Source organism: Nocardia sp. NPDC127526 (assembly GCF_042672265.1).
In the GTDB taxonomy this organism is placed as follows: Bacteria; Actinomycetota; Actinomycetes; order Mycobacteriales; family Mycobacteriaceae; genus Nocardia.
In genome coordinates, this window is record NZ_JBHXVO010000001.1 from 177,871 (window position 1) to 195,437 (window position 17,567).

Annotated in this window: 18 protein-coding genes; 15 read left to right on the plus strand and 3 right to left on the minus strand. The window is 66.4% G+C overall.

Translation table 11 applies throughout. The features are described from left to right. Positions 1-19 precede the first annotated feature (19 nt). Positions 20-715 carry a maleylpyruvate isomerase family mycothiol-dependent enzyme gene (locus tag ACFVIV_RS00925; RefSeq protein ID WP_379192499.1) on the plus strand — a complete coding sequence of 232 codons (696 nt, stop codon included), beginning with the start codon at positions 20-22 and terminating at the stop codon, positions 713-715. On the opposite strand, the gene ACFVIV_RS00930 is transcribed toward ACFVIV_RS00925, so the two are convergent. Both ACFVIV_RS00930 and ACFVIV_RS00935 read right to left on the minus strand, forming a co-directional pair. Next, positions 712-1,830 carry an acyl-CoA dehydrogenase family protein gene (locus tag ACFVIV_RS00930; RefSeq protein ID WP_379192501.1) on the minus strand — a complete coding sequence of 373 codons (1,119 nt, stop codon included), beginning with the start codon at positions 1,828-1,830 and terminating at the stop codon, positions 712-714. The genes ACFVIV_RS00925 and ACFVIV_RS00930 overlap by 4 nt on opposite strands. 20 nt (positions 1,831-1,850) lie before the next feature. Then, positions 1,851-3,044, minus strand: a complete 1,194-nt coding sequence (locus tag ACFVIV_RS00935; RefSeq protein ID WP_379192503.1) for an acyl-CoA dehydrogenase family protein — start codon at positions 3,042-3,044, stop codon at positions 1,851-1,853. Between the two features lie 154 nt (positions 3,045-3,198). Here ACFVIV_RS00935 and ACFVIV_RS00940 point away from each other — a divergent pair, with 154 nt between their 5' ends. The 13 genes from ACFVIV_RS00940 (at position 3,199) to ACFVIV_RS01000 (ending at position 15,713) form a co-directional block, all read left to right on the plus strand. After that, entirely contained in the window at positions 3,199-3,387 is a 189-nt protein-coding gene (locus ACFVIV_RS00940) for a ferredoxin (protein ID WP_379192505.1), read from the plus strand. A gap of 45 nt (positions 3,388-3,432) precedes the next feature. Continuing rightward, positions 3,433-4,335: a 3-oxoacyl-ACP reductase gene (locus ACFVIV_RS00945; protein WP_379192507.1), complete on the plus strand. Its 903-nt coding sequence runs from the start codon at positions 3,433-3,435 to the stop codon at positions 4,333-4,335. A gap of 303 nt (positions 4,336-4,638) precedes the next feature. Then, complete coding sequence (locus ACFVIV_RS00950) at positions 4,639-5,403, plus strand: MlaE family ABC transporter permease (RefSeq protein WP_379192508.1); 765 nt, start codon at positions 4,639-4,641, stop codon at positions 5,401-5,403. A gap of 4 nt (positions 5,404-5,407) precedes the next feature. Then, positions 5,408-6,259, plus strand: coding sequence for an MlaE family ABC transporter permease (locus ACFVIV_RS00955; RefSeq protein WP_379192510.1), 852 nt, complete (start codon positions 5,408-5,410; stop codon positions 6,257-6,259). Positions 6,260-6,268: 9 nt separating this feature from the next. Beyond that, positions 6,269-7,510 carry an MCE family protein gene (locus tag ACFVIV_RS00960; RefSeq protein WP_379192512.1) on the plus strand — a complete coding sequence of 414 codons (1,242 nt, stop codon included), beginning with the start codon at positions 6,269-6,271 and terminating at the stop codon, positions 7,508-7,510. After that, positions 7,510-8,535, plus strand: coding sequence for an MCE family protein (locus ACFVIV_RS00965; RefSeq protein WP_379192514.1), 1,026 nt, complete (start codon positions 7,510-7,512; stop codon positions 8,533-8,535). The genes ACFVIV_RS00960 and ACFVIV_RS00965 overlap by 1 nt, the downstream gene beginning before the upstream one ends. After that, the gene (locus tag ACFVIV_RS00970) at positions 8,532-9,605 is read left to right on the plus strand and encodes an MCE family protein (RefSeq protein ID WP_379192516.1); all 1,074 of its coding nucleotides are present in this window, start codon (positions 8,532-8,534) and stop codon (positions 9,603-9,605) included. The genes ACFVIV_RS00965 and ACFVIV_RS00970 overlap by 4 nt, the downstream gene beginning before the upstream one ends. Then, entirely contained in the window at positions 9,602-10,858 is a 1,257-nt protein-coding gene (locus ACFVIV_RS00975) for an MCE family protein (protein ID WP_379192518.1), read from the plus strand. Before ACFVIV_RS00970 ends, ACFVIV_RS00975 begins: the two co-directional genes overlap by 4 nt. Then, entirely contained in the window at positions 10,855-12,066 is a 1,212-nt protein-coding gene (locus ACFVIV_RS00980; RefSeq protein WP_379192520.1) for an MCE family protein, read from the plus strand. The genes ACFVIV_RS00975 and ACFVIV_RS00980 overlap by 4 nt, the downstream gene beginning before the upstream one ends. Next, positions 12,063-13,478: an MCE family protein gene (locus ACFVIV_RS00985; RefSeq protein ID WP_379192522.1), complete on the plus strand. Its 1,416-nt coding sequence runs from the start codon at positions 12,063-12,065 to the stop codon at positions 13,476-13,478. Before ACFVIV_RS00980 ends, ACFVIV_RS00985 begins: the two co-directional genes overlap by 4 nt. Beyond that, entirely contained in the window at positions 13,475-14,236 is a 762-nt protein-coding gene (locus ACFVIV_RS00990) for a hypothetical protein (protein WP_379192524.1), read from the plus strand. Before ACFVIV_RS00985 ends, ACFVIV_RS00990 begins: the two co-directional genes overlap by 4 nt. Then, positions 14,233-14,724 carry a h domain protein gene (locus tag ACFVIV_RS00995; protein ID WP_379192525.1) on the plus strand — a complete coding sequence of 164 codons (492 nt, stop codon included), beginning with the start codon at positions 14,233-14,235 and terminating at the stop codon, positions 14,722-14,724. The genes ACFVIV_RS00990 and ACFVIV_RS00995 overlap by 4 nt, the downstream gene beginning before the upstream one ends. Before the next feature lie 47 nt (positions 14,725-14,771). Beyond that, positions 14,772-15,713, plus strand: coding sequence for an oxidoreductase (locus ACFVIV_RS01000; protein WP_379192527.1), 942 nt, complete (start codon positions 14,772-14,774; stop codon positions 15,711-15,713). Between the two features lie 204 nt (positions 15,714-15,917). On the opposite strand, the gene ACFVIV_RS01005 is transcribed toward ACFVIV_RS01000, so the two are convergent. Then, positions 15,918-17,078: an RNA-guided endonuclease InsQ/TnpB family protein gene (locus ACFVIV_RS01005; RefSeq protein WP_379192529.1), complete on the minus strand. Its 1,161-nt coding sequence runs from the start codon at positions 17,076-17,078 to the stop codon at positions 15,918-15,920. A gap of 23 nt (positions 17,079-17,101) precedes the next feature. Between ACFVIV_RS01005 and tnpA the strand changes: the two genes are divergently transcribed. Then, the gene (gene tnpA / locus ACFVIV_RS01010) at positions 17,102-17,527 is read left to right on the plus strand and encodes an IS200/IS605 family transposase (protein ID WP_379192531.1); all 426 of its coding nucleotides are present in this window, start codon (positions 17,102-17,104) and stop codon (positions 17,525-17,527) included. The last annotated feature ends 40 nt before the right edge of the window (positions 17,528-17,567 follow it).

The window sequence follows — 17,567 nt, forward strand, 5'->3', positions numbered from 1 at the left end:
TCGGCTTTACGGTATCGGCATGGATTACATGGCCATTCTCCGCCAGCGGCTCACGGCGTTCGGTGAGCTCATCACGCCGGATCTGCCGTTGGGCGCGCCGGTGCCCGGGTGTGGTGATTGGACCTTCTATGAGCTGGCCGATCATCTCGGGCAGGGGAATATGTGGGTCGTGACGGCGGTCGCGGAGGGGCGGGGGGATTATCAGGGGGAGCCCGCGCCGAAGGATCCGGTGGAGTTGCGGGACTGGTTCGATCGGAGCTCGGAGGCGATCGTGGGGTCGCTGTCGGTGGATCCGGAGACGCCGGCGTGGACGTTCACCAGTCAGATGCCGCGGACCGTGGGGTTCTGGCAGCGGCGGCGGATGCACGAGACCGCCATGCATCTGTGGGATGGGCAGGATGCGCTGGGGACCGCCGCGCCGTTCGAGCTCGAGCTGGCGGTGGACGGGATCAATGAGGTGTTCGAATTGTTCGCGCCGCGCATGATTCTGCGCGGGCTGGCCACCGAACCCGATGTGGCGCTGCGGGTTCGGGCCACCGATACCGGGCCGCAGTGGACGTATGGGCCGGGGGAGCCGGTGGCCGAGATCTCCGGCACCGCATCGGATCTGCTGCTGGCGCTGTGGCAGCGCAAGCCGGCCACCGGCCCGGCCTTCGCCTGGGAGGGTGACCGGCTGGCCGGCGAGCGGGTGCTCGCCGGACCGCTGGTGCCCTAACCGGCCAGCAGGCCGCCGAGGGCGCGCAGGTGATCGGTGGCGCCGCCGAGGACGAACTCATTGTGCTTGGCGGCGGTGAAGTACTGGTTCACGATGTGGTCGCGGTCGATGCCGACGCCGCCGTGCACGTGCACCACGGTGTGGGCGACGCGGTGACCGGCCTCGGCGGCCCAGAACTTGGCGGTGTGGATCTCGGCGTCGGCGGACAGGCCCTCGGCCAGCCGCCACGCGGCCTGCTGGACGGCCAGCCGCACCGCCTGCACATCGATGTAGGCGTCGGCCAGGCGCTGGGCGACGGCCTGGAAGCTGCCGATCTTGCGATTGAACTGCTCGCGCTCCCGGGCGTAGTCGGCGACCAGCTCCAGGCCCTTCTCCAGGGTGCCGAGCTGCTGGGCGGCCAGGCCCAGCCAGGCGCGGTGCAGCAGCCAGTCCAGGATCTCCGGCCCCTGCTCCAGGGTGCCGACCAATTCGGCGGGCGCGCCCTCGAATTCGAGCTGCGCCTCGGGGGAGCGGTCGGTGACGATCTGATCGGCCAGGTGCACGGTCGCATCGGACGGGTCCACCAGGAAGAGCGCGGCCTGCCCGGAGACGGTGGCGGGCACCAGGATTCGGGTGGCCTGCCGTGCGAACGGCACGGTGGTCTTGAGACCGGTGATGCGCCAGGCGCCGTTCTCGTCGGCGGTGGTGACGGGCTTGGCGGGCTCCCAGTTGCGCTCCTCGGCCAGCGCCACGGTGAGGATGGCCTCGCCGGCGGCGGCCTGTGCGGCCAGCTCGCGCTGGGACTCGGAACCGAACCGCGCCAGCGCGCCCGCGCCGAGCACGATCGACCACAGGTACGGGACGGCGGCCACGGCCTTGCCCAGTTCCCGCAGGATCGACGTCTGCTCCAGCACGCCGAAATCGCTGCCGCCCACGGTTTCCGGGAGCGCGGCGGCCAGCACGCCGGTCTCGGCGAGCGAGGCCCACAGCGTCTCGTCGAAGCGCACGGTGCGCGCACCGGAGGCATCGGTGTTCTTGTCGAGGGCGCGCAGCTTGTCGGCGGTGACCAGCTTGCCGGTCACCTCGGCGGTGAGCCGGGCCAGGTCCTGCTGCGCTTCGGTGAGCGTGAAATCCATGTCTGATACCTAGCTTTCGATCAGCGCGCGGCCGGGGGCTGCTTGAGGGCGGTCATGGCGATGATGTCGCGCTGCACCTCATTGGTGCCGCCGCCGAAGGTGAGGATCAGGCAGGCGCGGTGCATGCGCTCGAGGCGGCCGCGCAGCTGCGCGCCCGGGGAATCCTGGCGCAGGTAGGCCTGAGGGCCGAGGACCTCCATGAGCGTGCGGTAGGCCTCGGTGGCCAGCTCGGTGCCGTACACCTTGCAGGTGGAGGCATCCCACGGCCGCGGCGCGGCATCCCCGCCGGCATCGGCGCGGGAGGCGATCTCCCAGTTCAGCAGCTTGAGGTACTCCACCTTGGCGTGCACGCGGGCCAGCGCGATCTGCACCCATTCCTCGTCGATGACACGGGAACCATTGCTGTTCTTGGTGTTGCGCGCCCATTCGGTGGTCTGCGCGACGGCCAGGGCCAGCGGCGCGGAGGAGGTCAGCGCCACGCGTTCGTGATTGAGCTGATTGGTGACCAGCGACCAGCCGCCGTTCTCCGGGCCGACCATATCGGTGTGCTTGACCCGCACGTCCTGGTAGTAGGTGGCGCTGGTGTCCGGGCCCGCCATGGTGTGCACCGGCGTCCAGGAGAAGCCCTCGGCCGAGGTCGGCACGATGAACATGGAGATGCCCTTGTGCTTCTTGGCCTCCGGATCGGTGCGCGCCGCCAGCCAGATGTAATCGGCGTAGGCGATGAGCGAGGTCCACATCTTCTGGCCGTTGATGATCCACTCGTCGCCGTCGCGCACCGCGGCGGTGCGCAGCGAGGCCAGGTCGGTGCCCGCGCCCGGCTCGGAATAGCCGATGGCGAAGTGCAGTTCGCCCGCCGCGATCTTGGGCAGGAAGAACTTCTTCTGCTCCTCGGTGCCGTAGTGCATGATCGTCGGCGCCACCGAGTTGATGGTCAGGAACGGCACCGGGGCGCCGGCGATGGCGGCCTCGTCGGTGAAGATCAGCTGATCCATGGTGGAACGGTCTTGCCCGCCATACTCTTTCGGCCAGCTCAGGGTGAGCCAGCCGGCGCGGCCCATCTCGGCCACCACCTCGCGGTAGACATTGCCCGAGCCGTATTCTCCGGTCTGGGCCGAAAGCGCTTCCCGCCGTTCGGGAGTGATGAGACGGGCGAAATAATCACGCAGCTCAGCGCGCAGCTGTTCCTGTTGCGGCGTGTATGCGATCCGCATAGCAGTACCTCTAGCCTTCGTTTCAGGGTTCAGCCGATCATTGCACAGCTAGTGAAACATGTTCCAGTATCGCACCCTGGACGGGCCGTTTCGGCTACCCGTGCGCACCCGTGCTTGTTACGCTCGGGCCATATCCGTGGTGAAGGAGTCAGCTATGAAGCTCACTGTCGATCTCGACCAGTGTGAAGCGAACGGAATCTGCGTCGGAATCGCCCCCGACGTCTTCGATCTCGATGACGACGATGTGCTGCACATCGTCGAGTCCGAGGTCACCGAGGCCAATAAGGCCGATATCGAGACGGCCGTGGCGCAGTGCCCCAAGGCGGCGCTGAAGCTGGGCTGAATTCGCTATTGCCCGGCAAGTGGAACACGTTCTAGAGTCGGCCCGGTGAGCGATTCTGATGTGAGTCTTGCCGGCCGGGTTGCCGTGGTGACCGGGGCCGGCGCCGGGCTGGGCCGGGCCGAGGCCCTCGAGCTGGCCCGCGCCGGTGCGTCGGTCATTGTGAACGACCTTGCCGAAAACGACGCGGTCGGCGCAACCCTCGCCGACATCCGGGCGCTCGGGGCCAAGGCGGAGTTCGTGGCCGGCTCGATTGCCGAGCGGTCCACCGCCGACGCGCTGATCGCCACCGCCGAGGCGGCCTTCGGCGGGCTGGACATCGTGGTCAACAATGCCGGGATCACCCGGGACAAGATGCTGTTCAACATGTCCGACGAGGACTTCGACGCGGTCCTCGCGGTGCATCTGCGCGGGCACTTCCTGTTGACCCGCAATGCCGGGGCCTACTGGCGGGCCAAGTCCAAGGAGGCCGGCGCGCCGGTGTACGGGCGCATCGTCAACACCTCCTCGGAGGCGGGTCTGCTCGGTCCGGCCGGGCAGGCGAATTATGGTGCGGCCAAGGCCGGTATCACCGCGCTGACGCTGTCGGCCTCGCGCGCGCTGGCCAATTTCGGCGTGACCGCCAATGCCATCGCGCCGCGGGCGCGCACCGCCATGACCGAGAAGGTCTTCTCCGCGGCCCCCGAAGAGGGTCCGGATCCGCTGTCTCCCGATCACGTGGCGCGCTTGGTGGCCTATCTGGCCTCGCCCGCCGCCGCGGCCGTCACCGGCCAATTGTTCGTCGTCTACGGCCCGATGGTGGCGCTCATGGCCGCTCCCGTGGTGGAGCGTCGCTTCGATGCCGAGGGTGAGTGGACCACAGCGGGTCTTGCAGAAACACTCGGCGGATATTTCGCCGATCGTCCTGCGGGCGCGAGTTTCTCCGCGTCGTCGCTGATGGATCTTGGTTAGTCGACCCTCACATCAGTTGTCGGAGGGTTTCGGCCCTCTGATCAGCGGTTGATCATGCGATCAAACGTTGGTAGGAATGGGGACTAACTATGTGTGACGCCTCACAAAGGCGTCATGCTCGTGACGGTGGGCGTGAGGTGAACGTGTTCTCAAAACTGGACACCAGTTCAGAAAGAAGCCCTGTTCAAAACCGTCGAAATCTTCCCGAACGGCACGAGAACGTGTTCTAATCTTCGAGTAGGGCCGGGATCACAAATCAATCTCGGCTGCTATGGCCAGGCAGGGGCAGGAGGAATCGCGGGAATGAATGATGTCCTCGCCGTACCGTTGCGGGCGGTCGGAGGGTTCTTCGAACTCGCCGGCGCCGTCGCCCGCGCATCGGTGCGGCCACCATTCCAGCGACGTGAATTCGTTGATCAATCGTGGTTTGTCGCAAGGGTTTCCATTCTTCCGACGGTGCTCGTGGCGATTCCGTTCACGGTGCTGGTGAGCTTCACGCTCAACATCCTGCTCCGGGAGATCGGCGCCGCCGACCTGTCCGGGGCGGGCGCCGCCTTCGGCGCGGTGACCCAGATCGGGCCCATGGTCACGGTGCTCATCGTGGCCGGTGCGGGCGCCACCGCCATCTGCGCGGACCTGGGCGCGCGCACCATCCGCGAGGAGATCGACGCCATGCGGGTACTGGGCATCGACCCGGTGCAGCGCCTGGTGGTGCCCCGCGTGCTCGCCTCCATGTTCGTGGCGGCGCTGCTCAACGGCCTCGTCTGCACCATCGGCATTCTCGGCGGCTTCCTGTTCTCGGTCTTCCTGCAGGACGTCAACCCGGGCGCGTTCGTCAACGGCATCACGCTGCTGACGAATCTGCCCGAACTCGTCATCTCGGAGGTCAAGGCCACCCTGTTCGGACTCGTCGCCGGACTGGTCGCCTGTTATCTGGGCCTGAACGTCAAGGGCGGGCCGAAGAGCGTGGGCGATGCGGTCAATCAGACCGTCGTCTTCGCCTTCATGGCACTGTTCGTCGTCAACGTGGTGGTTACCGCCGTTGGCATCAAGTTCACGGCGCGGTGATCAGATGGCTTTCGTGATTCAGTCCCGCTTTCCGAAGGTCATGCGGCGCGTGCGCCGGACCGGCGACGCCGTCGACTCGGTCGGCAAGCACGCGCTGTTCTACGCGCAGTCACTGGCCTCGGTGCCCAAGGCATTCGTGCACTATCGCACCGAGACCATCCGGCTGATCGCCGAGATCTCCATGGGCACCGGCGCTTTGGCGGTCATCGGCGGCACCGTCGTGATCGTCGGCTTCCTCACCCTGGCGGCGGGCGGCACCATCGCGGTGCAGGGCTACAGCTCGCTGGGCAATATCGGCGTGGAGGCGCTGACCGGCTTCTTCGCCGCCTTCATCAACGTTCGCATTGCGGCGCCGGTGATTTCGGGCATCGGGCTGGCGGCCACCATCGGCGCCGGCGCGACCGCGCAATTGGGCGCCATGCGCGTCGCGGAGGAGATCGACGCGCTCGAGGTCATGGCCATCCGCCCGGTTCCGTTCCTCGTCGGGACCCGGGTGCTGGCGGGCATGATCGCCATCATTCCGCTGTACTCCCTGGCCGTCATCGCCTCGTTCATCGCCAGTCGCTTTGCGACAGTGGTGATCTATGGGCAGTCGGCCGGCGTCTACGACCACTACTTCGAGACCTTCCTGATTCCCAGCGACATCCTCTGGTCGTTCGCACAGGCGATCGTCATGGCCATCACGGTCATGATGATCCACACCTACTACGGCTATCACGCCGCGGGCGGGCCGGTGGGCGTGGGAATCGCGGTGGGCAATGCGGTGCGCGCCTCCCTGGTCGCGGTCGTCACGGTGACACTGCTGATCTCGCTGGCCATCTACGGCACCTCCGGCAATTTCCATCTCTCCGGGTAGGGGCGGGACATGGTGACACAACAGCACCCGGTGCGGAGCCCGATCGGCTCCGGCTTCGTCGAGAAACAAAGGCCCAAAAGAGCATCCGAACAGGGCTGGGTCGTCAAACTGGCCGGCCTCGGGCTGATTCTGGGGCTCGTCGTCGTCGTGGTGATCTGCCTGGTCAGCTTTGCGGGCGGCTTCACCCGGACGGTCACGGTGACGGTGGCCGCACCCCGCAGCGGCCTGGTGCTGGATCCGGACGCCAAGGTCAAGGTGCGCGGCGTGGAAATCGGCCGGGTCCAGGATATTACGCAGACCGCCAGCGGCGCGAACATCGAATTGGCTTTGGACCCCGAGCAATTGAAACTAGTGCCCGCCAATGCGCTCGTGGATATTCGCTCCACGACCGTGTTCGGCGCCAAGTACATCAATTTCATGATGCCGGACAAGCCCTCCAGCGACTCCCTGCGGCCCGGCGCGATCGTGCAGGCGACCAACGTGACGGTCGAATTCAATACGCTTTTCCAGCATCTCAACGATGTGCTCGCCAAGGTCGAGCCGGAAAAGCTGAACGCCACCCTCTCCGCGCTCGGTTCGGCCCTGGAGGGCCGCGGCGAGAAGCTCGGCCGGCTGCTGGTCGACAGCGACGCCTTCCTGCGCGAGATCAACCCCGCGCTGCCGGCCCTGCAAGAGGATCTGCGGAAGACCACCCACGTGACCGGCCTCTACGCCGACACCGTGCCGGACCTGTTGCGCACCACCGACAATGCGGTGGTCACCAGCGGCACCATCGTGGACTCCGAGCAGAAGATCGACGCGGTGCTCACCAATCTCATCGGACTCGCCGATACGACCACCCCGATCCTCACCGAGACCGAATCACCTCTCGTGGAAGCACTCCGGCTGCTGCGCCCGACCACCGAGACCCTGTACGAGTACCGGGATGCGCTGTACTGCACCATTGTCGGCCTCGGCTCGAACATGCCCCTGGTCGGCGATATCTTCGGCGGCCGGTACGCGGCGGTCACCATGAACGCCAGCATCATGCCCGCCGGCGAGCCCTACAAGTATCCGGAGGACCTGCCGAAGGTGAACGCCACCGGCGGCCCGCACTGTGAGGGCGTGCTCGACCACAAGCCCGGCGACGAGGCCAACTACCTGGTCACCGACACCTCGGAGGGGCGCATCTTCCAGCCCTCGACCGAGTGGAAGGGCTCCGAGGGCACCATCTTCCAGCTGTTGTTCGCCGGACTGCCGGGGGTGAAGTAGTGAGGTTCAAGCCGCGCGCGGTCACCGTCAAGCTGGGGCTGTTCACCCTGGTCATGGTGCTGGTGCTGGGCATGCTCGGCATTGTCTTCAGCCAGATGCGCTTCTCCCGCGAGACCGCCTACAACGCCATCTTCACCAGCTCCTCCGGAATCCTGCCGGGCGCGAAGGTGCGCATCGCCGGTGTGCCGGTGGGCTCGGTGTCGAGCGTCGAGGTGGGCAAGGACAATCTCGCCCACATCGAGTTCGACGTGGACCGCAAGTACAAGCTCTACGGCAGCACCATCGCCGCCATCCGCTACGAGAACCTCGTCGGCGACCGGTATCTGGAGCTGCTGGAAGGTCCGGGGACCTCCGAGGTGCTGCGCGAGGGCGCCACCATGGGCACCGATCGCACCAAACCGGCCCTGGATCTGGACATGCTGCTGGGCGGGATGAAACCCCTGCTGCGCGGCCTGGATCCGGCGCAGGTCAACGATCTCACCGAGGCGCTGCTGCAGATCTTCCAGGGCCAGGGCGGCACCCTGGTGTCGCTGCTCAACAGCTCCGGCTCGTTCGGCCGGACGCTGTCGGAGCGAGATGCGTTGATCGGCAGCGTGATCGACAATCTGAAGACGGTGCTGGCCACCATCGACGACCGTGATCAGGAATTCGCCACCACCCTCGACGAACTGCAGCGATTGGTCAGCGGCCTGGCCGCTGACAAGGATCCCATCGGCGACGCCATTCCGCGCCTGTCCGGGGCCACCGGTGATCTCACCGAGCTGCTCGCCCAGGCGCGCCCGGATCTGAAGGACACCATCACCCAGCTGGGGCGCACCGCCGAGACCCTGGACAACGATTCCACCGAGGTCGAGTGGATCATCCAGAATCTCCCGGAGTCCTACAAGAAGCTGGTCCGCATCGGCTCCTACGGTTCCTTCCTGAACATCTACGTCTGCGGCACCAATTTCCTGGTCGACGGCCCCAATGGCCCGCTGCTGGTCAACCTGCCCGGCGCCCAGACCACCGGGAGGTGCGCGAAGTGAGCGAACAACGCTCGCCCGCAATCAATGTGGGCATCATCGGCATCGTGCTCGCGGTGACCGTCTCGCTGGCCGCCCTGCAATTCGACCGGTTGCCGTTCATCGCCTCCGGAGCCCAGTACACCGCGTACTTCGGTGACGCCGGCGGTCTGGTGCCCGGCGATCAGGTGCAGGTCGCGGGTGTGAAAACCGGACGGGTGGAAGAGGTTTCGCTCGACGGCGCCAAGGTGCTGGTGCGGTTCTCGCTGGAGGAGGGAATCCGGCTCGGGGACAGGACCGGTGCCGCCATCAAGACCAATACGGTGCTCGGGCGCAAATCGCTCGAGGTCACCCCGGCCGGCGGCGGCTCGCTCCGCAAGGACGATCCGATTCCGCTCGAGCGCACCACCTCTCCGTACTCGCTCAACGACGCGCTGGGCGATCTGGCCACCACCGTGCACGGCCTGGACATGGAGCAGGTGAACACCACCCTGGACGCGCTGTCGGAGACCTTCGCCGACACTCCCGCGCCCTTGCGGTCGGCGCTGGACGGCATCACCGCCCTGTCACGCAGTATCAATACCCGCGATCAGGCGCTGACCGAACTGCTGAGCAAGGCCCAGGGCGTCACCCAGGTGCTCTCCGATCGGGCCGCCAAGATCAGCGCGCTGCTGGTGGACGGCAATTCGCTGCTCGGTGAACTGGATGCCCGGCGCACCGCGCTGAGCCAGCTCATCGTGTACGTCAACGGCCTGGCCCAGCAGCTGACCGGCTTCGTCAACGACAACGAGGCGCAGCTCAAACCCACTCTGGATCGGCTGAATTCGGTGCTGGATCTGCTGCAGCGGAACAAGCAGGACCTCTCCGACGCGCTCGACGCCCTCGGCCCGTACGCGGGCGCCCTGGGCGAGCAGGTCGGCGGTGGCCCCTACTTCCAGGCCTACATCTCCAATGCCAGCAGCAAATCGCTGCAGCCGCTGGTGGATGCCCTGGTCTGGCCCCAGCACCTGCCCGCGGACCTGTGGTCCTATCTCGACAACAGTCCCGGTCTCCCCCCTGGCCTCTATCCCGCAGAGACGGAGCCCGGCAAATGAACGCTTTGCAGAAGGTCGGATCGCTGCCGCGCTGGGCGCGCATCGCGGCGATCGTGGCGCTGGTCGCGATCGTGGCCGCGCTCGCCTATCCGGCGCTGAACCGGATCGGCAAGACACGGATCACCGCCTACTTCCCGTCCACCAGCGGCCTGTATCCCGGCGATCAGGTGCGGGTGCTCGGGGTGCGGGTCGGCACCGTGGATTCGGTGGATCCGGGCAAGAATCAGGTCACGGTGAAGATGACCGTCGACCGCGGCGTCGATCTGCCCGCCGACGCCAAGGCCGTCATCGTCTCGCCCTCGCTGGTGTCCGCGCGCTTCGTGCAGCTGGCCCCCGCCTACACCGGCGGCGCCAAGCTGGAGAACGGCGGCACCATTCCGATCGAGCGCACCGCCATCCCGGTGGAGTGGGACGACATCAAGGCCGAACTGTCCAAGCTGGCAACGACTCTCGGCCCGGTGGGCAATGACGAGCAGGGTTCCTTCGGCCGCTTCGTCGATACCGCCGCCGACAATCTGGACGGCAACGGCGAGGCTTTCCGCAGTACGCTGCGGGAATTGTCCAGCGCCCTGAACACGCTCTCGGACGGTCGCACCGACCTGTTCGCCACCATCCGGAACCTGCAGCTGTTCGTGGACGTGCTGTCCAAGAGCAATGATCAGATCGTGCAGTTCGGCGGCCGGCTCGCCTCGGTGTCCTCGGTGCTCGCCGGGGTCTCCACCGATCTCGGTGCGGGACTGGACAATCTGGATATCGCGGTCGAGGACGTGCGGCGCTTCATCGAATCGCGCGGCGGCGCGCTGACCGAGGGCTTGCAGCGAATGGCCGACGTCACCCAGCTGCTGGTGGACAAGCGGCCCGAGATCGAACGCGTGCTGCATTCCGGTCCCACGGCGCTGGTCAACTTCTACCAGCTCTACAAGCCCGCGCAGGGCACGCTGACCGGTTATCCGGTGCTCACGAACTTCGCCGATCCGCTCAGCTTCCTGTGCGGTTCCGTCGAAGCGCTGGACACCAATGAGAGCGACAAGACCGCGGATCTGTGCGCCCAGAACCTGGCTCCGGTCCTGCAAGGACTGGCCATGAACTATCCGCCGCTCATGCTCAGCACGCCGACCAATGCCACCGCCTATCCGGAACAGCTGACCTACAGCACCCCGGAGGTCGCGGCCCAGGCGCAGGGTCAGGCCGCCGCTGAGGTCAGCGTGCCCGGCAGCCTTGCCGAACTGGCTCTTCCGGGAGGCATCCGATGAAGACTCTGCGCGGACGCCGCCGGGTGGCCGGCCTGGCGATCGGTCTGGCGATCGCCTTGGGCGCCACCGGATGTCAGTTCGACGGCCTGAATTCGCTACCCCTGCCGGGCGCGGAGGGCACCGGCGCGGATGCCTGGCAGGTCAAGATCCAGATGCCGAATGTCACCACGCTGACCCGCAATTCGCCGGTCCGCGTCAATGACGTCACCGTCGGCACGGTCACCGGCATCGAGGTGGAGGGCTGGCACGCGCTGGTCACGGTGAGCCTCGAGAAGGGCGTGACACTGCCTGCCAATGCCACCGCCAAGATCGGGCAGACCAGCTTGCTGGGCAGCAATCACCTCGAGCTCGGCGCACCGGAAGGGGTTGCGGCACAGGGCGAACTGAAGCCGGGCGACACCATTCCGCTGGAGCGGGCCGGTGCGTACCCGACCACCGAGCAGACGCTGTCCTCGCTGTCGGTGGTGCTCAATGGCGGCGGCATCAGCCAGCTGGAGAACATCACCACCGAACTGAACAAGGCGCTGACCGGCAATACCGACGCCATCCGCGACCTGCTGCCGCAGCTGAATACGCTCATCGGCACCCTCGACACCCAGACCAGCGACATCATCGCCGCCATGAGCGGGCTGGACCGGTTCTCCGGAATCCTCGCCCAGCAAAAGGATCAGGTGACCTCGGCCATCGAGAACATCCATCCGGCGCTGACCGTGCTGGCCGATCGGCGCGCCAACATCACCGGTGCGCTCAGCGCGCTGGGCGGTCTCAGCGATGTGGTGTCGCGCATCGTCGACGAGGGCGGCGACAATCTGACCGCCGATCTGGCCAACCTGTGGCCCGCGCTGGAACAGCTGGCCAATACCGGCACCAATCTGACCGCGGCGCTGAGCATGCTGCTCACCTTCCCGTTCCCCATGCACCAGATGGACGGCGCGGTCCGCGGCGACTATCTGAATGTGAAGATCACCTTCGACCTCACCGCGGCGCGCCTGTCGAAGAACTTCCTCACCGGTACCCCGCTCGGCCCGCGCTATGCGGGCGTGGAGGGCGCCCTCGGCCAGATGGGCGGCACCGCAGGCGATCCCGTCGACCCGAAGACCGCGCCCTTCCGGCCGGAGTCGCAGCAGCCGACCCTGCCCGGAATCGGGCCGATCCCGGGACTGCCCGCCATTCCGGGCATTACCGTGCCGCAAGGGAGTGGACAGTGAAACTCACCCGCTTCGTCAAGATCCAGCTCGCCATCTTCTCGGTGCTGACCGTTATCGGCATCACGGTGATGAGCGGTGTGTACGTGGGTGTTCCGGCCATGGTCGGCATCGGCCGCTACGACGTGATCGTGCAACTGGAGGCCACCGGCGGGCTCTACGAGAACGCCAATGTGGCCTATCGCGGCACCAATGTCGGCAAGGTGCAGGCGGTCCGGCTCACGCCGCAGGGCGTGAACGCCGAGCTGTCCATCGACAGCGACTACAAGATCCCCGCCGATGTGGACGCCTGGGTGCGCAGTGTGTCGGCGGTCGGCGAGCAGTACGTGGACCTGGTGCCCGCCGCGGATCCCAAGGGCGGCAACCTCTCCGACGGCTCGGTCATCCGGGTCGATCGCACCAAGCTGCCGCAGGATGTCGGCACGCTGCTCGATCAGACCGACCGGCTGCTCAACAGCGTCGCCGACACCAAGCTGCGGCAGGTCATCGACGACGCCTTCAAGGCCTTCGATGGGGCCGGGCCGGACCTGCAGCGCTTCATCGACTCCGCGTCGCTGCTGGTGCAGGAGGCCAAGAACAACACCGCGGCGACCAAGGACCTGATCGAGAAGATCGGCCCGCTGCTGGACACCCAGGTGCAGTCCGACGATGCCATCCGGTCCTGGACCCAGGATCTGGCCACGCTGACCGACCAACTGCGCGAACACGATCCGGCGCTGCGCAATGTGCTCGCCAAGACGCCCGGCGCGGCCACCCGCGCCACCCAGCTGTTCCAGGATCTGAAACCGACCCTGCCGCTGCTGGCCCGCAATCTGGTGAGCGTCGGGCAGGTCACCTACACCTACGATGCCAGTCTCGAGCAGTTGCTCGTGGTTTTCCCGCCGCTCATCGCCGGCCTGCTGACCGTGGCCACCGGCGGGCCGCTGGAATACGGCGCCATGGTGGACTTCATGGTCAGCGTGAATGATCCGCAGGGCTGCACCACCGGCTTCCTGCCCGCCGACGAACGGCGCTCGGCCGCCGAACGCGATTTCCCGGACACCCCGGAAGGTCTGTACTGCAAGGTGGCGCAGAACGCGCCCTTCGATGTGCGCGGCATTCGCAATACGCCGTGTATGGAAGTCCCGGGCAAGCGCGCACCGACCCCGGAACTCTGCCGTGACCCGCAGGGATACATTCCGCTGGGCGACAATCCGCCCTTCGGCGATCCCAATCCGGTGACCCCGGACGGGCAGCCCGCCGGTGCGGCCAATGGGACCCAGCCTGCTTCGGTGGAGACCCGGCCGTACGATCCGCTTACCGGAACTTTCCTGGGCGAGGACGGTCGGACGTACCGCATCGCCAATGTCGGAGCCGACGGCTCCGGGGTGGTTCCGGCCAGCCTGACAGCGATGGTCCAGGAGCAGTTGCGATGAATGAACCGAGTGCGGGGAAGAAGCGGACCCGGCGGCGGGCCGTGCGATCGGAGGGGCCGCCTGCCGAGGAGCAGACCACCACACCGGGGAGCGAGACCGTCGTCCCGGTGAGTGGGACCGCCGAGCCGCCGGCGGAGGAAGAGCGGATTCCGCAGCCACCCGTCGTCGCCGAACCGGTCGCGCTCACCAAGGTCTCCGACCAACCGGCCACGCCGGAAGCCGAGACCCCCGCCGACGAAGCCGAAGCGCCCGCAGCCGCTTCGGAGGACAAGTCGACCCGGTGGACCTGGTTCGTCTCGGCCGCCGCCCTGGTGCTCGCGGTCGCCATCGCCGCCGCGACGGTCTTCATGGCCGTGCAGCGCAACGAGCTCAGCAACGAGGACGCCCTGCGCGCGGACTACGTGCACGCCGCCAAGCAGGCCATGCTGAACATCACCAATATCAATGCCGACACCGCGCAAGACGACATCGACCGCGTGCTGGCGGTGACCTCGGGTGATCTGAACACCGAATACGCCCAGCGCAAGGAGGATTACGCGGCCATCGTGCAGAAGGCCGAGGTGCGCGCCAAGGGCGAGATCATCGAGGCCGCGCTGCAGAGCAGCGACGACCATTCGGCCATTGTGCTGGTGGCCGTCAAGCAGACCCTCACCAATGCCGGGGCCGAAGGGCCGCAGCAGCGGCAGTTCCGATTCAAGGTGACCATCGTCCGGGGCGAGAACGGTTTCACCGCAACCGCGATGGAGATGGTGGTATGACCGCGAAACTGCGTGATCTGCTGATTCTGGCCGGCGCCGCGGGCCTGCTGGTGATCAGCGTCGGAGCCGGGTCGTGGGTCGGCTACGGCTGGTGGCAGGACAATCAACTCGATTCCGCCCGTGAGGAATCCGTCGTGGTGGCGCGCCGCGCGGTGCAGGGCATGTTCGGCTACAACTTCCGCACCATCGACGCGCAGATGCCGAAGGTGATGGCGGATATGACCCCGGACTTCCAGGAGGACTGGAAGAAGGTCACCGAAACCGTGCTCGCGCCCGGCGCGAAGGAGAAGGAACTGACCGTCGAGGCCACCGTGGTGGAATCCGGCGTCATCAGCGCCGAGGACGACAATGCCGAGGTCATGATCTTCCTGAACCAGAAGAGCACCGGCAAGGATCCGTCCAAGGGCACCTACGATGCCAGCCGGCTGCGTGTGAAGCTGGACAAGGAGGACGGTCGCTGGCTGGTGGCCGACGTCGACCCGATCTAGGCTCCTGAGGTCCGTCCAAGGGGGCCTCAGGTGTCAGGAAGATCGAGTTGGGTGCCAAGAAGACGCCGTGGACCGCGGCCGACATACCGAATCTGCAGGGCCGCACCGCGATCGTGACCGGCGCCAGCGCCGGGCTCGGGCTGGAAACGGCTCGAATGCTCGCCGAGCACGGCGCTCACGTGGTGCTGGCCTGCCGGAACATCGAGAAGGCCGCCGGGGTGGCCGAACTCATTCGCCGGACCGCTCCGGCGGCCGAATTGACCGTCGTGCCACTGGATCTGGCCTCCCAGGAATCGGTGCGCACGGCCGCGGCGAAGGTGTGCGCCGAGTTCGATCGGATCGACCTGCTGATCAACAATGCGGGAATGATCAGCCAGCAGCGCGCGGTCACCGAGGACGGGTTCGAAACCGCCTTTGCCGTCAATCATCTCGGGCCGTTCGCCTTCACCGGACTGGTGCTGAATCTGCTGCGCGCCACGCCCGGTGCGCGGGTGGTGACCGTCAGCAGCGGCGGTTCCGAGGATTTCAAGCCCACCCTCGACCTGGACGATCTGTTCTGCGAGCGGCGCAAGTACAGGCCGCTGCAGGTGTACGCGGCGTCGAAGCTCGCGAATCTGTTGTTCACCTTCGAATTACAGCGCCGGCTCAATGGCGCCGATGCCGAACTGGAGTCGCTGGCAGCGCATCCGGGGGTGGCGCGCTCGGACTTCGCGGACAATATGGGCCCGTTCATCCGCTTCCTGCACCGGCCGTCGATGAAGTGGACGACCGATTGGCTGCTGCAGTCGGCGGAGATGGGCGCACTGCCGACGCTGCGGGCCGCGGTGGACCCCAAGGCGCGCGGCGGTGAGTTCTACGGTCCCTCGGGCAAATTCCGCGGCTACCCGGAATTGAACCGGGCCGGGCAGGCCGCACACGATCCGGACCTGGCCGCCGCCCTGTGGGCGGAATCGGAGCGCCTGACCGGGGTGTCCTACACCTTCGGCTGACGGATTGCGGCGCTGATCGCTCAGCGCCGCAACCATTCACAGCCCGCCCACTCCGGTCGCTACTGTCGTGGCGACCGAGGCCCTGCTCACTCGGGTTGTGATCGATGCCCCCTGTCGGGAGTCAACTGCCGACCTTTCAGTGGTCGAACTTGCAGCTCCTTCCCCTGACTGGCTGTCAGGGGAAGGTCCACGTCCAGCACCTGGCTAGGCAGGTGCAGGGGCCGTTGACTCGGCCCCGCGTTCCCAAACCACCGCCGCTTCGGCCGCGATGTTGTGAGAAGCATTCACGTCCGCGTGCGCAACGACGCCACACGAACGGCAGCGAAACTTGGCCTGGCTCACCCGATTGTTCTTGTCCACGTACCTGCACGCCGAGCACATGCGTGAGGTGTCGTGCGGGTCCACGAACACCACCGGCACACCGCGTTGGCGCGCCTTGTATTCGATGAACGTCCCGAGCTGGGCGAATGCCCACGAATGCAGTGTGGTCCGTTGGGGCTTTCGGAGCCGTGCCCGTTCACGGATACCGGTCAGATCTTCGAGACCGATTCCGTGCCCGGTGCGTTGAGCCTCGACCACAATGCTTTTCGAAATCACGTGATTGATGTCGGTTGCCCGGCGGGTCTCCTTGCGGCGCTGCCGTTTCAGTACCCGCTTGGCCGACTTCGTCCCTTTGGCTTGCAGTTTGGTTCGAAGTCGGCGCTTCTGTCCCCGGTGCCGATTCAATCCGCGCCCAGCAGCGCGGTAGCCGCCGCTGGTGGTGGCAATGTTGACGATCCCAAGATCGACACCCACCCACCCCTGGGGGTCGATCGGCTCGCCCTCGGGGATATCGCAGGTCGCGTACAGGAACCACATGCCGTCGCGGTATACGAGGTCGCTTTCTCCCTGCCGGTACAGCTGCAGTGTCTTCAATTGGTCCGGAGATCCTGTGAACCGCAGGTCTTTCAGGCGGCCTCGGGTCGTCCAGATGGAGACGGTGCCGGCGTCGTGCTGCCAGGACAGGCAGCGATCGTCGAACGGTTGCGCCGCATTCGGACGGAATCGGATTGGCCGCTCTGCAACACGTCGATAGCGGTCACCGGATGCCGGACCGTAGTTTCCAGCCCGAAGATTCGCCGACCGGAGTGTGTAGGCGTCAGCAACCTTGCGGATCACGTGCAAAGCGGGTTGCGCGGACAGGCCAAGCGCCTTTACGTCCCGATAGTGGTCTCTCTGCAATGCGGTCCGGCCACATCGCCGCGGATTGGCCTGCGCACGCTCGGAGAGCCGACAGGCAGCGTAGTTCGCGGTGCGGAGGGTGTCTTCGAGAGCGGCAACCTGTCCGCTATCAGGGAGGAGCTTGACCTGCACGACCAGCTTCACACCACGGAACCTATCATCTGTCTATGTCACCGCGATGGGAATCGAATAATGACTTACGCAGGGGACGGAGTGTCGTTCACGACCTACATGCGCATTTGGTCTTCGTCCCGAAATATCGGCGTGGACCGTTCACCGATGAGATCCTCTCGCGGTGTGAGGAGGTGATGCGGAAAGTCTGTGCCGACCTCGGCGCGGAGCTACAGGAGTTCGATGGCGACGCCGACTACGTGCACCTGCTGGTGAACTACCCGCCGCAGGTCAAGCTGTCCACACTCGCGGGGAGCCTCAAAGGTGTGTCGGCGCGACGGTTACGACAGGAGTTCCCCGACCACATCCAGTCGCACTCGTGGGGCACGCATTTCTGGTCTCCCTCATACTTCGCCGGATCATGTGGCGGTGCTCCGCTGGCCATGGTCCAGGAGTACATCGAGCAGCAGAAGGCGATCTGAGCACCTCGGCCGGCAATTCGAGTCGAGTTGAACGGCGGAG

Coding starts and splice junctions, on each gene's coding strand:
- ACFVIV_RS00925 (WP_379192499.1), top strand. CDS start 20: ATGGATTACATGGCCATTCTCCGCCAGCGGCTCACGGCGTTCGGTGAG.
- ACFVIV_RS00930 (WP_379192501.1), bottom strand. CDS start 1,830: ATGGATTTCACGCTCACCGAAGCGCAGCAGGACCTGGCCCGGCTCACC.
- ACFVIV_RS00935 (WP_379192503.1), bottom strand. CDS start 3,044: ATGCGGATCGCATACACGCCGCAACAGGAACAGCTGCGCGCTGAGCTG.
- ACFVIV_RS00940 (WP_379192505.1), top strand. CDS start 3,199: ATGAAGCTCACTGTCGATCTCGACCAGTGTGAAGCGAACGGAATCTGC.
- ACFVIV_RS00950 (WP_379192508.1), top strand. CDS start 4,639: ATGAATGATGTCCTCGCCGTACCGTTGCGGGCGGTCGGAGGGTTCTTC.
- ACFVIV_RS00955 (WP_379192510.1), top strand. CDS start 5,408: ATGGCTTTCGTGATTCAGTCCCGCTTTCCGAAGGTCATGCGGCGCGTG.
- ACFVIV_RS00960 (WP_379192512.1), top strand. CDS start 6,269: ATGGTGACACAACAGCACCCGGTGCGGAGCCCGATCGGCTCCGGCTTC.
- ACFVIV_RS00975 (WP_379192518.1), top strand. CDS start 9,602: ATGAACGCTTTGCAGAAGGTCGGATCGCTGCCGCGCTGGGCGCGCATC.
- ACFVIV_RS00980 (WP_379192520.1), top strand. CDS start 10,855: ATGAAGACTCTGCGCGGACGCCGCCGGGTGGCCGGCCTGGCGATCGGT.
- ACFVIV_RS00990 (WP_379192524.1), top strand. CDS start 13,475: ATGAATGAACCGAGTGCGGGGAAGAAGCGGACCCGGCGGCGGGCCGTG.
- ACFVIV_RS00995 (WP_379192525.1), top strand. CDS start 14,233: ATGACCGCGAAACTGCGTGATCTGCTGATTCTGGCCGGCGCCGCGGGC.
- tnpA (WP_379192531.1), top strand. CDS start 17,102: ATGTCACCGCGATGGGAATCGAATAATGACTTACGCAGGGGACGGAGT.